The sequence below is a fragment of the Mycobacterium sp. 050128 genome (genome assembly GCF_036409155.1).
Lineage (GTDB): Bacteria > Actinomycetota > Actinomycetes > Mycobacteriales > Mycobacteriaceae > Mycobacterium.
In genome coordinates this window covers 367,219-381,283 of record NZ_JAZGLW010000003.1, presented here as the reverse complement: position 1 = coordinate 381,283, position 14,065 = coordinate 367,219, and the positions used below count along the sequence as shown (strand labels likewise).

At 65.2% G+C, this 14,065-nt stretch carries 14 protein-coding genes; 9 read left to right on the top strand and 5 right to left on the bottom strand.

Features of this window, described 5'->3' with window-relative positions; all coding sequences use genetic code 11:
• Window positions 1-54: 54 nt before the first annotated feature.
• The gene (locus SKC41_RS22560; protein WP_330979891.1) at window positions 55-945 is read left to right on the top strand and encodes a RecB family exonuclease; all 891 of its coding nucleotides are present in this window, start codon (window positions 55-57) and stop codon (window positions 943-945) included.
• 11 nt (window positions 946-956) lie between these two features.
• Here SKC41_RS22560 and SKC41_RS22555 read toward each other — a convergent pair whose 3' ends face one another.
• The 5 genes from SKC41_RS22555 to SKC41_RS22535 all read right to left on the bottom strand — a co-directional run bounded on the left by SKC41_RS22555 (window position 957) and on the right by SKC41_RS22535 (window position 4,781).
• Window positions 957-2,327 carry an FAD-containing oxidoreductase gene (locus SKC41_RS22555; protein ID WP_330979890.1) on the bottom strand — a complete coding sequence of 457 codons (1,371 nt, stop codon included), beginning with the start codon at window positions 2,325-2,327 and terminating at the stop codon, window positions 957-959.
• Window positions 2,324-2,836, bottom strand: coding sequence for a DUF4126 domain-containing protein (locus SKC41_RS22550; protein ID WP_330979889.1), 513 nt, complete (start codon window positions 2,834-2,836; stop codon window positions 2,324-2,326). The genes SKC41_RS22555 and SKC41_RS22550 overlap by 4 nt, the downstream gene beginning before the upstream one ends.
• Before the next feature lie 105 nt (window positions 2,837-2,941).
• On the bottom strand, window positions 2,942-3,799 hold the full coding sequence (gene hisG / locus SKC41_RS22545; RefSeq protein ID WP_330979888.1) for an ATP phosphoribosyltransferase: 858 nt from the start codon (window positions 3,797-3,799) through the stop codon (window positions 2,942-2,944).
• 2 nt (window positions 3,800-3,801) lie between these two features.
• Window positions 3,802-4,083 carry a phosphoribosyl-ATP diphosphatase gene (locus SKC41_RS22540; RefSeq protein ID WP_090603224.1) on the bottom strand — a complete coding sequence of 94 codons (282 nt, stop codon included), beginning with the start codon at window positions 4,081-4,083 and terminating at the stop codon, window positions 3,802-3,804.
• 95 nt (window positions 4,084-4,178) lie between these two features.
• Window positions 4,179-4,781, bottom strand: coding sequence for a TetR/AcrR family transcriptional regulator (locus tag SKC41_RS22535; protein ID WP_330979887.1), 603 nt, complete (start codon window positions 4,779-4,781; stop codon window positions 4,179-4,181).
• Window positions 4,782-5,082: 301 nt separating this feature from the next.
• Between SKC41_RS22535 and SKC41_RS22530 the strand changes: the two genes are divergently transcribed.
• The 8 genes from SKC41_RS22530 to SKC41_RS22495 all read left to right on the top strand — a co-directional run bounded on the left by SKC41_RS22530 (window position 5,083) and on the right by SKC41_RS22495 (window position 14,053).
• Entirely contained in the window at window positions 5,083-5,922 is an 840-nt protein-coding gene (locus SKC41_RS22530) for an MlaE family ABC transporter permease (RefSeq protein ID WP_330979886.1), read from the top strand.
• Between the two features lies 1 nt (window position 5,923).
• Window positions 5,924-6,787, top strand: a complete 864-nt coding sequence (locus tag SKC41_RS22525; protein WP_330979885.1) for an ABC transporter permease — start codon at window positions 5,924-5,926, stop codon at window positions 6,785-6,787.
• Window positions 6,788-6,898: 111 nt separating this feature from the next.
• Complete coding sequence (locus SKC41_RS22520) at window positions 6,899-8,377, top strand: MlaD family protein (protein ID WP_330980095.1); 1,479 nt, start codon at window positions 6,899-6,901, stop codon at window positions 8,375-8,377.
• The gene (locus SKC41_RS22515; RefSeq protein ID WP_330979884.1) at window positions 8,374-9,429 is read left to right on the top strand and encodes an MlaD family protein; all 1,056 of its coding nucleotides are present in this window, start codon (window positions 8,374-8,376) and stop codon (window positions 9,427-9,429) included. The genes SKC41_RS22520 and SKC41_RS22515 overlap by 4 nt, the downstream gene beginning before the upstream one ends.
• Before the next feature lie 58 nt (window positions 9,430-9,487).
• On the top strand, window positions 9,488-10,468 hold the full coding sequence (locus SKC41_RS22510) for an MlaD family protein (protein ID WP_442931766.1): 981 nt from the start codon (window positions 9,488-9,490) through the stop codon (window positions 10,466-10,468).
• Entirely contained in the window at window positions 10,468-11,586 is a 1,119-nt protein-coding gene (locus SKC41_RS22505) for an MCE family protein (RefSeq protein ID WP_330979882.1), read from the top strand. The genes SKC41_RS22510 and SKC41_RS22505 overlap by 1 nt, the downstream gene beginning before the upstream one ends.
• Complete coding sequence (locus SKC41_RS22500; RefSeq protein WP_330979881.1) at window positions 11,583-12,806, top strand: MCE family protein; 1,224 nt, start codon at window positions 11,583-11,585, stop codon at window positions 12,804-12,806. The genes SKC41_RS22505 and SKC41_RS22500 overlap by 4 nt, the downstream gene beginning before the upstream one ends.
• The gene (locus SKC41_RS22495) at window positions 12,803-14,053 is read left to right on the top strand and encodes an MlaD family protein (RefSeq protein WP_330979880.1); all 1,251 of its coding nucleotides are present in this window, start codon (window positions 12,803-12,805) and stop codon (window positions 14,051-14,053) included. The genes SKC41_RS22500 and SKC41_RS22495 overlap by 4 nt, the downstream gene beginning before the upstream one ends.
• Window positions 14,054-14,065: the final 12 nt, after the last annotated feature.

Sequence of the window (14,065 nt, the reverse complement as noted above, 5' to 3'; positions counted from 1 at the left end):
GACTCGCCGTCGGCGATGCTCGGGGTTGTCGGCACGGCGTCCTAGGCTGCGAATATGACCGACCAGCCAGAAGAGCAGGCGCGGGCGGCTTCCAGACCGGCTTCGAGGCCGGCACTGTCGCCGTCACGAGCGGCGGACTTCAAGCAGTGCCCGTTGCTGTACCGGTTCCGGGCGATCGACCGACTGCCCGAGCCGCCGTCGACGGCGCAGATCCGCGGGTCGGTCGTGCACGCCGCGCTCGAGCAGCTCTACGGCCTGCCCGCGGCATCGCGCGGTCCCGAGACCGCGGTCTCGCTGCTGGAGCCCGCGTGGGAGCAGGTGATCGCCGCCGAGCCCGACCGGTTCGGCGAGCTGGACGCCGTTCAGCGCGCCCAGGTACTCGACGAAGCTCGCGCGCTGCTGTCCGGTTATTACCGGCTGGAAGACCCGACCCGGTTCGACCCGCAGTGCTGCGAGCAGCGGGTGGAGGTGGAACTCGCCGATGGCACCCTGCTGCGTGGTTTCATCGACCGGATCGACGTCGCCGCGACCGGCGAGCTGCGGGTGGTCGACTACAAGACCGGCAAGGCGCCGCCGGAGGCTCGAGCGCTGGCCGAGTTCAAGGCGATGTTTCAGATGAAGTTCTATGCGGTGGCGCTACTGCGCACCCGCGGGGTGCCGCCGACCCGGCTGCGGCTCATCTACCTCGCCGACGGCCAGGTGCTGGACTACTCACCCGAACTCGACGAGCTGGAGCGCTTCGAAAAGACCTTGATGGCGATCTGGCGTGCCATCCAATCTGCCGGACAGACCGGCGATTTCCGCCCCAGCCAATCGCGGTTGTGCGATTGGTGTCCGCACCACGAGTACTGCCCGGTGTTCGGCGGCACCCCGCCGCCCTACCCTGGCTGGCCGGACAACGTTGGGGCGCAAGCTATTTCGTGTTCGAACGAACCAGCGGCATAGTCGCCACCGGGCTAATCGAGCGGCGACATCTCCTGCAGCATCGTGGGAATGAGCTCGCTGACGGTCGGATGGATGTGCATCGTGCGCGACAGCGTGGTGTACGGCGCCTTGGCCGACATCACGTCCAGAATGGCGTGAATCGCCTCGTCACCGCCGACCCCGAGGATGGTCGCCCCGAGGATCTGGTCGGTTTCCGCGTCGACGACGACCTGCATAAAGCCTTGCGTCTCACCCTTTTCCACGGCTCGGCCAACTTTGGTCATCGGCCGCCTACCGATCAGCGCCTTGCGGCCCGACGCACGGACCTCGCCGACGGTCATCCCGGCGCGGCCCAGCGGTGGATCGATGTAGAGCGCGTAGGTGGTGATGCGGTCGCTGACCCGGCGTGGATCGTCGTCGAGCAGGTTGGCGGCCACGATCTCATAGTCGTTGTACGAGGTGTGGGTGAAGGCGCCCTTGCCGTTGCAGTCGCCCATCGCCCAGATGTGGTCGACGTTGGTCTTGAGCGCATCGTCGACGACGATGTAGCCGCGGGCATCCGTCTGCACACCGGCGGCCTCTAGTCCCAGATCGTCGGTGTTGGGCCGCCGCCCCACCGCCATCAGCAGATGGCTGCCCGGGATCGGGTCGGCACCGGAGCGCGGAGTGAGTTCGAATCCGTTGTCGTTCTTGGTGATCCGCACATCGTCGGCATTGAGGATGATCTCGACGCCTTCGGCCTGCAGGATTGCCTTGATGGTGGCCGATACGTCCTCGTCTTCGCGCGAGGCCAACCGCGGGCCCCGCTCCACCACGGTGACCGCCGAGCCGAAGCGCTGGTACATCTGGGCGAACTCCAGTGCGATGTAGCTGCCGCCGACGATGACGAGATGCGTTGGCAGCGTGTCGAGTTCGAGGATGGACACGTTGGTGAGGTAGTCGACCTCGTCCAGGCCCGGGATGTCGGGCGCGACCGCGCGGCCGCCGACGTTGAGGAAGATCCGCTCGGCGTGCAACTCCTGGTCGTCGACGCGCAGGGTATGCGGGTCAATGAAGCGGGCGTGGCCGCGAACGACGGTGCAGCCGTCCATGCCCTCGAGCCAGTCCTCGACACCCTTGCGGTCGGCGAGCATGATGCCGTCTTTGCGGTCCTTGACTTTCGCCATGTCCACGCTGATCCACCCGGTCGCCACACCGTATTCGCCGCTGCGCCGGGCCAGGTGGGCGACATGCGCACTGGCGACCAGCGTCTTGGTCGGGATGCATCCGTTGTTGACGCAGGTGCCGCCGATCAGTTTGCGCTCGACGATCGCGACGCGCTGCCCCGCGTCGGTCAGCCGAGCCGCGAGCGAAGGCCCGGCCTGGCCGGCGCCGACGATGACCGCGTCGAAATGCGCGCTCACTTAACCGCCGAGATGAGGTATTCCGTCAACTCGTGACCTGTCAGCGCCGCGATGGCGAACCCGCCCAAGATCGCGACCGCATCCTCGAGCAGCGCGATCGGCAGGTCCCGTCCGCCGCTGACCGCCACCAGGCGCTTGCGTGCCTGATAGCCGCCGAGGGTGCCAAGCACCGCGCCGATGATGCCGGCTCCCAGGGCGGTAAAAGTCCAGTGCGGCCACGCGCCCAGCGCCGCGCCCGCGAGCCCGCCCATCAGGAGTCGGGCCGCGAAGACCGGTGGCGCCGTACGCGGCGGCGTCTTGGGCAGCTTGTCGTTCACCACTTCGCCGACGGCCAGAACGCTGAAGATGACGACCGTGATGATGTTGCCCATCCACGATGCCCAGGTGCCGTGCAGGTCGATCCAGCCGAGGTACGCGGCCCACGCGACCACCGCGGGAGCCGTCAGGGAGCGCAACCCGGCGACAACGCCAATCAGCAAAGCCAGCAACAGAACAAGGACATGTGTCACGGCGACCCTCCTGGGACGAACAACGCGGCAACCTTAAGAGTGGGCGGGCGTACGGGCCCCCACCTCTAGCCGGACGCTAACACAGCCGGGGCCGGGCTGGTGAGATCAGAATCGGCAGAACCTGATATCGGAAGCCAGGATCGCTTTGGCACCGATGGCCGCGAGCTCGTCCATGATCTCGTTGACGCCCCGACGCGGCACCAGCGCACGGATCGCGACCCAGTCCGCGTCGGCGAGCGGGGCGATGGTCGGCGACTCCAGACCCGGCGTGATCGACGTGGCCTTGTCCAGCACCGAGCGCGGGCAGTCGTAGTCGAGCATCAAATACTGTTGCCCGAACACCACACCCTGAATCCGGGCGACCAGCTGATCGCGTGCCGCCTGCTGTGCGCCGTCGCGGTCCCCGGCGGCGCGCTCGATCAGCACCGCCTCCGAATCACACAGCGGCTCACCGAAGGCCACCAGATCGTGCAGGCTCAGGGTGCGTCCGGATCCAACCACGTCGGCGATCGCGTCGGCCACGCCGAGTTGCACCGAAATCTCTACGGCGCCGTCGAGTCTGATGACGGTTGCTTCAATTCCCCTGTCCGACAGATCTTTTCGCACCAGATTCGGATAGGCGGTGGCGATCCGCTTGCCGGCCAGGTCGGCCGTCGTCCAGTCGAGCCCGGCCGGCCCCGCATAGCGGAAGCTGGACGACCCGAAACCCAGCGCCAGGCATTCTCGCACCGGCGCGTCGGAGTCGAGCACCAGGTCGCGCCCGGTGATGCCGAAGTCGAGCTGTCCCGAACCGACGTAAATGGCAATGTCTTTGGGCCGCAGGAAGAAGAACTCGACCTGGTTGGCGCGGTCGATGACGGTGAGGTCTTTGGAATCGGTGCGCCGCCGGTAGCCGGCCTCCGAGAGGATCTCACTGGCCGGCTCGCTCAGCGTGCCCTTGTTCGGTACGGCGACTCGCAACATGCTCATAGCTTCCGATAGACGTCGTCGAGGGACAGTCCACGCGCGATCATCAGCACCTGGGCCCAGTACAGCAACTGGCTGATCTCCTCGGCCAATGCGTCGTTGGATTCGTGTTCGGCGGCCAACCACACCTCGCCGGCCTCTTCCAGGATCTTCTTGCCCAGCCCGTGAATCCCGCCGTCGAGCGCGGCGACCGTGGCACTGCCGGCCGGTCGGGTGCGGGCACGATCGCCGAGCTCGGCGAACAGATCCTCGAATGTCTTCACGGCCAGCGATTGTTTCACGAGGCGGCGCGCAAAGTCACCTCGGTTTCTCGAGGTGACGACGTCGACCCGCTATCCCGAAGCCCCACAGGTTGTTTCGCGGTGCGCAGAACCCGTCAGCCGAACCCGGCGAGCGTGGTGCGCAGCGCGTCCTCCAATTGAACGTGGAACGGTCCGCCCGGGGCGGTATCCGGGTTCAGCCAGCGGTCGAGGACGAATTTGACTGTGGCCAAGCTTGTGTGAACCAGCAGAGCGGGTCGGACGTCGGCTGCGGCATCGACGCCCAAGCGACAGGCGACCTGCTCGAGGAACTTATCGTGATCGGTCTCGCTGACCAGCGCCGTTTTACTCAACAGGTGCGGCGCGGTGGCGATGGCATGGCGCCAGGTATCCAAATTGTCGAGCTCGTCCGCATTGCGGGCACGTGTGACGAATACCTGAATCAACGCCTCCACGGCCGACTCGTCAGGCGGTCTCGCGCTGTAGGAACGAACGATTTCGCCGATCGCCTCCCGGACGGGATCGACCAGAAGGCCCTCTTTTGTGGGCGCATGCCGGAAATAGGTACTGATAGAAATTCCGGCGGCCGCGGCAATGTCCTCGGTAGTGACGGTATCGAATCCGTGCTTGGCGAAAAGCTCGAACGCGCTGTGCTGGATCTGCGTGAGTAATTCCGCGCGGCGCCGGTCCCGTAACGAGCCGGTGTTTGCTGAGGGCATGCCATAACCTTCGTCGAGCTGACATTCCAACGCGTCGGTGCCGTCCAGTAACGATCGCAGATGAGTGACTCTACACTATTGAAAGTCCCTATCAAGTAGGCTAGTGTGACTCAGCACACACCGAGAACCGCAGTTCACAGGGCCTCGTGACACTACCTTTATGCAGATGCGTTTGACAGCACCCGGCCTCTACTGTTCTGCACTCGAGCACTTATTGGTGGGGGAACGCCAATGGAGGCGGCAGCTGGTGCGCAATGACCGGTAGATTAGGTTTGCTAGACGGACTACCGGTTGCGCGCCGATGACGACCCGGGAAGACGGCGTCATCGCCATCCAGAACTGGTCTGTCGGCTACGTCAAACGTCATCCGATCGCCTCGCTGACGACGGTGGGCGAGCAGTTCGTCCTTGGCGTGCGCACCATTCAGTACTTCTTTTTCGACCTGGTGACGGGCCGATTTCAGTGGCAGGAGTTTGTTCGCCAGGGCGCGTTCATGGCGGGCACCGCGGTATTGCCGACGATTCTGGTGTCACTGCCGATCAGCGTCACCCTGTCCATTCAATTCGCCCTGCTCGCCGGTCAAGTGGGTGCCACCTCGCTGGCCGGCGCGGCCAGCGGTCTGGCCGTCATCCGGCAGGGCGCGTCGTTGGTCGCCGCCGTTTTGATGGCCTCGGCGGTCGGCTCGGCGATCACCGCCGATCTGGGGTCACGAACCATGCGCGAGGAAACCGACGCGATGGAGGTGATGGGCGTATCGGTGATCCGCCGCCTGGTGGTGCCGCGCTTTGCCGCGGCAATCATGATCGGCGTCGCGCTCACCGGTGTGGTGTGCTTCGTAGGCTTTTTCGCGAGCTACATGTTCAACGTGTATTTCCAGAACGGTGCTCCCGGCAGCTTCGTGTCGACCTTCGCGTCGTTCGCGACGACGGACGACATGATTTTGGCGTTGGTCAAAGCGGTCATCTTCGGTGCCATCGTCGCCGTCGTGTCGGCACAGAAAGGCCTGTCCACCGTCGGTGGCCCCACGGGTGTCGCGAACTCGGTCAATGCCGCCGTCGTCGAAGCGGTTCTGCTGCTGATGATCGTCAACGTCGCGATCAGCCAGCTCTACATCATGTTGGTGCCCAGGACGGGGCTCTGACATGGCGGCCGCCCCTTACCTGCCGTTCGCGCCCATCACCGTCCCGATTCTGCGGCTCTACCGCCGGGGCACGGTGCCGATCATCCGGCTGGGCCATTTGCTGGTCTTTTTCATCCGGGCGCTGCTCGCGGTGCCACTCGCGCTGCGCCAGTACCGCGCCGAGTTCCTGCGGCTGTTGTCGAACATCACCTGGGGCAACGGCTCGATCGTGGTGGGTGGCGGAACCGCCGGAGTGGCCGTCGTTCTCGGCATGACCGTGGGCGCACTGGTCGGCATCGAGGGCTACAACTTCCTGGACCTGCTCGGCCTCGGACCGGCCACCGGCTTCGTCTCCTCGTTGGTCAACACCCGCGAGCTGGCGCCGCTGATGGCGTCGCTGGCGTTCGCCATGCAGGGCGGTTGCCGCTTCACCGCCCAGTTGGGGTCGATGCGGATCGCCGAGGAAATCGATGCGCTGGAATCCATTGCGATCCGCCCGATTCCGTATCTGGTGACGACGCGGCTGATCGCCTCGGTCGCAGCCATCGTCCCGCTGTATGTGGCGTGCCTGGCGATCGGCTATCTGACCACGCAGGTCGTGGTGGGGATCAGCAGCGGTGGCTCGACGGGCTCCTACCTGCATTACTTCACACTGATGCTGGCCGGCCAGGACATCGTCTACTCGTTGATCAAGGCCGTGATCTTCGTATGGATCGCGTCCACGATTCAGTGTTACTACGGCTACTACGCGACCGGCGGGCCCGAGGGCGTCGGGGTGGCCGCCGGGCATGGAATGAGGGCCAGCATCACCGTCGTGATCATGGTGAACATGCTCCTCACCATGGCGTTGTGGGGGGTAGACGCCGGCGCAAGGTTCGGTGGCTAGGTGAAGGGTAAGCCGAATTCCTTTGAGCTGGACGGCCGTGGGCCCTCGGACCGGCAGTTGCTTCTCACCGGTGCGGCGGTGGTAGTGGTCGCGGCGCTGCTTACCGTCGCGATGTTGCTCAAGTCCATCGGCCGGCTCAACGACTATGTCCGGGTGGTCGCCGATCTGGTCAACGTCGGCGACGGGCTGCCGCAGAAGTCCGACGTCAAGTATCACGGCGTGCTCGTCGGGACGGTCGATGACGTGGTCCCCGCGGCCAACGGAAAACCCAACTACGTCCACATCGATCTCAAAACCGAGTACGCCAAGTCGATTCCGGCCGGGGTCACCGCTCGCGTGGTGCCCAGCAACGTGTTCGCGGTGTCGTCGGTGCAGCTGGTGGGCTCGCCGAGACAGGAGGGCCCGTTCGGGGCGATCCGCCCCGGCGCGCACATCCCCGAAGACACCCGGCTTCCGACCGTGCTGTTTCAGACCACCGTCAGCAAGCTGCGCGACCTGCTGGCGGCCGCCGGCCGTGGCCGCGACGACAGATCCATCGGGATCCTGGCCGCACTGGGTGCGGCCACCGACCACCGCCGCGTCCCCTTGCTGAACGCCGGAGCGCAGCTGAATCGCCTTCTCGACCAACTGAATTCGATCGTCAGCACCGATACCGGGCCGTCGACCGTGTCCGCACTCGTCGACGCGGCCCATGGGCTGCAGGCCACCGCCCCCGATCTGCTCGACGCCTTGCACCAGGCCGTCGAACCCATGCAAACGTTCGCCGAGACGCGGGGGCAGTTGACCTCGCTGCTCTCCGGCGCCGAGGACACCCTCGGGACGGTGCACCAATCCTTCGACCACCACATCGACCAACTCATCCACATCACCAGCGATTTCACCCCGGTGCTGGGTGTGTTGGCGATGAAGTCGAACAACTTCGTGCCCGCGGTCACCAAGTTGGACAACCTGGCGAACAGATTCATGGACGAAGTGTGGGTACCGGGCCAAGATGTCGGCAATATGCGCGCGATGCTGACCTTCACCCCCAGCTCCACCTACACCCGTGCGGACTGTCCGCATTACGGGGACCTGAAGGGGCCCAGCTGCTTTACCGCGCCGCTGATCCCGGTGCGTCCCGACATGCCGGAAGTGCTGCTGCCGCAGAACTATCAGCCGCCCAAGGATCTGGCGCCGCCGCCGGGTACAGTCATCGGCCCGGACGGAAACCTCGTCGCCGTCGGACCGCCGCTGATCAACCCGAACCCCGATCTCACCGACCCCAATCCCCCACTGGCCCCGGGGATTACGCCGTCGCCACCGGTGCCGGGCAGCGCCAACCCCGATAACCCGTCGCCCGGGGCTCCCGCAACTCCTTCGCCGAACGCGCCGTGGGTCGCACCCGTGGCGCCGAAGGCGCCGTGGATACCGCAATCGTCCTTCGGAGGCAACGTCGGACCCGTCGGCAGCCAATACGAGCGAAACATGCTTAGCGTCATCACCGGGCAGGCGGCGACGCCGGCCACCGAGCTACTGCTGGGACCGGTGGCCCGCGGATCCACGGTCTCTTTGAGTCATGCACCGAAACCTGCACCCGGAGGCGCGAAATGAGATTTCGTGGCCCGTTGATCGGGCTCACGCTGTTCATGGTCGTCGCGTTGACGCTGACCTGGCTGGTGTACGTGAGCCTGCGACGTGACGTCGCCGGCGAGACGGCCAAGTATTCGGCACTGTTCACCGATGTCTACGGGCTACGCGAAGGCGACGACGTCCGGATGGCCGGGGTGCGGGTGGGCCGGGTGGAAAGCGTGGAACTCGACGGGAAACTGGCCCGGGTCGCGTTCGTGGTGCAAACCGATCAGCACCTGTACGGCAACACCGTCGCGTCGGTGACGTACCAAAACATCGTCGGACAGCGTTACCTCGGGCTGTCGTTGGGGCCGGAGGGAAATCGGAGCCTGCTCCCGCCGGGCAGTGTGCTGCCGTTGGAACGCACCGAACCATCCTTTGATGTCACCGCGCTGCTCAACGGCTACGAGCCGTTGTTCAGCCTGCTCAACCCGCAGGACGCCGACAACCTCACCAAGGGAATCATCGCGTCGCTGCAGGGCGACTCCGCCTCGCTGACCACGCTGATCAGCCAAACATCAACGCTCACCGAGACTTTCGCTGGACGAGACCAAGCCCTCGGCGACGTGATCACCAACCTCAACAAGGTGGTCGGCAACCTCGCTCGGCAGAACGACAATTTCGACGGGGTCATCATCCAAACCCGCGAGGTGGTCGACCGACTCGACCGGCGGCGTCCGGAACTTGTGGCCTCGGTGGGTTCACTGTCCCGGGTGATGGGCCGACTCTCGACATCGGCCAACGACGTATACCCGGCGCTGCGCGAATTCATCGACCGCAAACCCGGGGTGGCCCGACACCTGATGGATGTCGAACCGCAAGTGGCGTTCTTCGGCGACAACATCCCGCTGCTCCTCAAAGGGCTTGTCCGAGTGGGCAACCAGGGTGCCTACGGCAACGCCTACGTGTGCGACGTCAACTTCATGGGATTCTTCCCCGGCCTCAACGACGTCGTGCCGATCATCGTCGCCGCCGCCACGCCGGGAAACAAGACATGGCACACACCGAGATGCAGGAGCACCGCCGGTGGCTGATACGTCGGTATGGCAGCGGTTCAAGAAGCGTCCGCTGGAGAGCTACAACACCACCTGGATGGGGTTTATCGCCGTCGCCGTGGTGGCCGTCGTGATCGGGACCATGCTGGCGGTGCACGCGCTCGGTGCCGGCTACCGGCACTACACCGCCGAATTTCTGCAGGCCGCCTCGCTGCGGGCGGGCAACCCGATCGTCGTCGCGGGTATCCCGGTCGGCGAAGTGACCAGTATGAGACTCGACGGCGATCACGTCGAGGCGGGGTTGAAGATTCGCGACAATATCGTGCTGGGCAAGGATTCTCGAGCCACGATCAAGGTCACCACGATCCTGGGATCGCGGTATCTCTCGGTGCAGCCCAATGGCTCGGCGGCCCTGCCGCGCGGCACCTTCGACCTGGCGCACACCGAGGTTCCCTACGACTTGCAGTCCGCATTACAGGATGCCACCACGACGTTCGAGCAGGTCGACTCCGACCGGTTCGCGCAGTCGCTTGCGGTGCTGGGCAAGCAACTCGAGGGCCTGCCCGCGGTGGTGCCACAGGCGATGACGAACATCGGATCCCTGTCGTCGATCATCGCGGTGCGACGCGACCAACTGGGTCAGCTGCTGGGAAGCACCGAACGCGTGACCAACACGTTGCGGCGCCAGCAGGCCGGCCTCGGCAACCTGATCAATCAGGGGCAGGACCTGCTGGGCCAATTCGTCGCGCGGCGAGCCGTTTTCCACGCGATGATGCAATCGCTGACCAACCTCGTCGACACCATGAGCAAGATCGTGATCAACGACCGGTCGGGACTTGACTCGCTGATCGCCGACATGCGCGACTTCACCGCCATGATGGCGGGGCACGACGACCTGCTGAGCAACTTGCTGCAAATCAGCCCGATCTTCTTCCGTGAGGCGACCAACCTCACCGGCGAGGGCAATGCGGTGAATTTCAACGCCAACAACGTCCCGCTCGTCGACTCGTGGATGTGCGCCATCAGTGGACGCGCCAAGCAGTTCGGGATGATCGAATACTTCAAGGACTGCAAGTGATGGCATCGAAGATCCGGTCCAAGGCGGTGGCCGTCATCACCGCCCTGGTGGTGGTGGCCGCGGCCGTCGGAGTGGGTTGGTGGTGCCTGGCACCCGATCAGGAAACCATCATAGTGACGGCCCAATTCGACAGCGCCTCAGGGCTTTACGAGGGCAATGTGGTCGCGGTACTGGGGATGCCGGTGGGCAAGATCACCAAGATCAACGCCAAGGGCGGCTACGTCGAAGTCGAATTCACCGTCGATCGCCACGTCAAGGTTCCCGCTACCGCCCAAGCCGTCACGGTGTCCACCTCGATCCTCACCGACCGGCAGATCGAACTCACGCCGCCCTATCGTGGCGGTCCGGTCCTGCAGAACCACGACAACATCGGCTTGACCCGGACCAAGACCCCCGTCGAATTCAGCCGGGTGCTCAGCGTTCTCGACAAGGTCACCAAGTCGCTCGAGGGAGACGGCCACGGCGGCGGCCCCGTCGCCGACGTGCTGAACAACGGAACCAAGGTTGTCGAAGGCAACGGCGGGCAGATCAAATCGGCGCTCGACGAGCTGTCCACGGCGCTGCGCCTGTCCAGCGACGGCGGCGCGGCGACCCGCGAGCAGATCACCACGATCGTCAAGAACATCAGCTCGTTGTTCGACGCGGTAGCCGCCAACGACGGCAAGCTGCGCGAATTCGCCTCCACCATTCACCAAGTCAGCCAGATCATGGCCGACGAGGATATCGGCAGCGGCACTACCGGACGAAGATTCGACCAGCTGGTGCAACGGGCCGGCGAGCTGCTCGACGCCAACCGGGACACCATCAAGACGAGCCTGCTCAACGGCAACAAAATGCTGACGATGGTGACCAACCAGCGCCGCGACCTCGCCGAGCTTCTCGATGTCGCGCCGATGCTGGCCGACAACGCCTACAACATGATCGACCGCGCCAATGGTGCCGTGCGTGCCCGTTTCCTCACCGACCGTTTGGTCTTCGACAGCCAATACACCAAAGAGATCTGCAACTTGATGGGCCTTCGGCAACTCGGATGCAGCACCGGAACAATCCAGGACTTCGGACCGGATTTCGGGTTGACCTACGTGCTGGACGGCATGGCCGCGATGGGGCAGAAATGATCACCGCCCGCGTCCGCGTCGGGTTGGCCGTGTCGGCCACGGTGCTGATCGCCTCCGGATGCGGCACGAATGGTCTTGCCAGCCTGCCTCTTCCGGCGCCGGGGGTGGGTTCGGGCGGATACACCTTGACCGCGGTGTTCTCCAACGCGCTCAACCTTCCGATGAACGCGAAGGTGAAGCTCGCCGGCGCCGACGTCGGGCAGGTCGAAGCGATGGTCGCGCGCAACTACACCGCGGTCACCACGCTACGGATCAGAAACGGGGTGCGACTGCCGCGCGGCAGCACCGCCGAATTGCGCACCGCCACACCGCTGGGCGACGTGTTCGTAGCGCTCAAGCCCCCCGCCGACGATCCCGCCGACGATCCGATGCTGCGGGGCGGCGACACCATCGGCCTGGATTCGACGGCCGCGGCAGCGACCGTCGAATCGGTTCTGAGCTCGGCGGCGATCCTGGTCAACGGCGGCGCGGTGCGCAATTTCACCAACATCATCAACGGTTTCGGCAAGGCCACCGGTGATCAGGGCCAGGCGTTCGGTGAGCTGATCCGCAAGTCCAACCAACTGGTCGCAACGCTCGACGCCAGATCCGGCCAGATTTCGGGCGCGTTGACCGAATTATCCCGCCTCGCAGACCAACTCGACGCCAAAGACGCCGCCATCACCGACCTGATGACCGCGGCCCGGCCCGCCACCTCGGCCCTGGCCGACAACACCACCCAGCTGTCGGATCTAGCGGTGCAGGTGGGCAACACCTCCCGGTTGCTGGCCAGGTTCCCGTCGATCGGGGGGACCGACACCAGCGGCCGCAGCGTCATCGGTGACCTCAACACGATTGCCCGGGCCGCCAACGACGTTGCGGTAAGCCCGGATACCAGCTTTTACGCGATCAACCGGCTGATTCCCCCATTGGTCAAATCGACGTCAGGAAGCGCGATTTCGGTACACGTGGGCGTCGACAAGCTGATCCTCGGATCGCTGCCCGACATCGGATATCCCGGCGACATCGGGCTGCACGGGCCGCACCACTACAACATGAACCTACTCGTCGGCACCCTGAAATACACCCTGTGGCGGTTGCAAGAACGCGTCGTCGGGCGGGGACCGAACTCGCCGCAGGTCCCCGTCATGCCGGACCCGAACATCCCGGGCCAAATCGATATCGCCCCCGGTCCTGCCCTGCCCGCGCCGGGACCGCCAGCACCGGGACCGCAGCCATGATCGCCGAAGCCGCCGATGTCGTGGTCAAGGTGGTGCGGGCCGCGCATCGCCAACAGGTCTGGCTGTCGGTGGCCGGACTGGTGCTCACCCTGGTGGTCGGAACCGCTTACCTGCTGATCGGGGCATTGCGGGTGGCACCGTTCGCGTCGTCCTACCGGGTCACCGTGCAGCTACCGGATTCCGGTGGCCTGCTGCCCAATCAGGATGTGGCGTTGCGTGGCGTGCGAATCGGCCGCGTCGAGTCGTTGCAGATCACCGACAGCGGCGTCAATGCGATCGCCAGCATCTCGTCGAAGGTGCGGATTCCGGCCAACAGCGTCGCGCGCGTGTCGGCGCTCTCACCGGCCGGCGAGCAGTACATCGACTTGCTGGCCGAATCCGATGCCGGGCCGTATCTGCATGACGGCAGCCTGATCGCGCTGGCCCACACCAGTGTTCCGGTCAGCCTGGCGCAATTGCTCGGTGACGCCGACGGGATGCTGGCCCAGGTCGATCCCCGCAAGGTCGAGCTGATCAAGAAGGAACTGAGCCTGAGCACCCAGGGCCCGGCGAAGCTGGCCGCCATCGTCGACGGCGGCACGTTCCTGCTGTCGACGCTCGATTCGGTGCTGCCCCAAACCACCAGTATCATCAAGACCAGCCGGGTGGTACTCACCCTGGCGAGTGATAAGAACGCCGGATTAGCCGCCACCGCAACCGAACTCAATCGCACGTTGTCCGGGATTGCGCGCATGCAAGCCGGCTATCGGCGGCTAACCACGCAGACACCGCAGACGCTGTCGGCGGTCGACAAACTGTTCTCCGACAATTCCGACACGATGGTGCAGCTGCTGGGCAGCATGGCCACCATGTCGCAATTGCTCTACCAGCGGGTGCCGGCGCTCAACGCGCTGTTCCCCGACTATCGCGGCTCGGTGTTGGACGCGGTGTCGAGCGCCTTCCACGACCAAGGAGTCTGGGCGATCGCCGACCTCTACCCCCGCTACGTGTGCGATTACGGGACGCCCGCGCACCCGCCGTCGGCCGCGGACTACTACGAGCCGTTCATGTACACCTATTGCCGCGACACCGACCCCGCCGTGTCGATCCGCGGGGCCAAGAACGCGCCGCGCCCGGGCGGCGATGACACCGCCGGTCCGCCGCCGGGAGCGGACCTGGGGCGCCAAACCGACCCAACACCCAAGGGCCGCTTCACAATTCCCACGCCGTACGGCGGACCCCCGCTGCCGATCGATCCGCCCCACTAAGACCCACCTAAA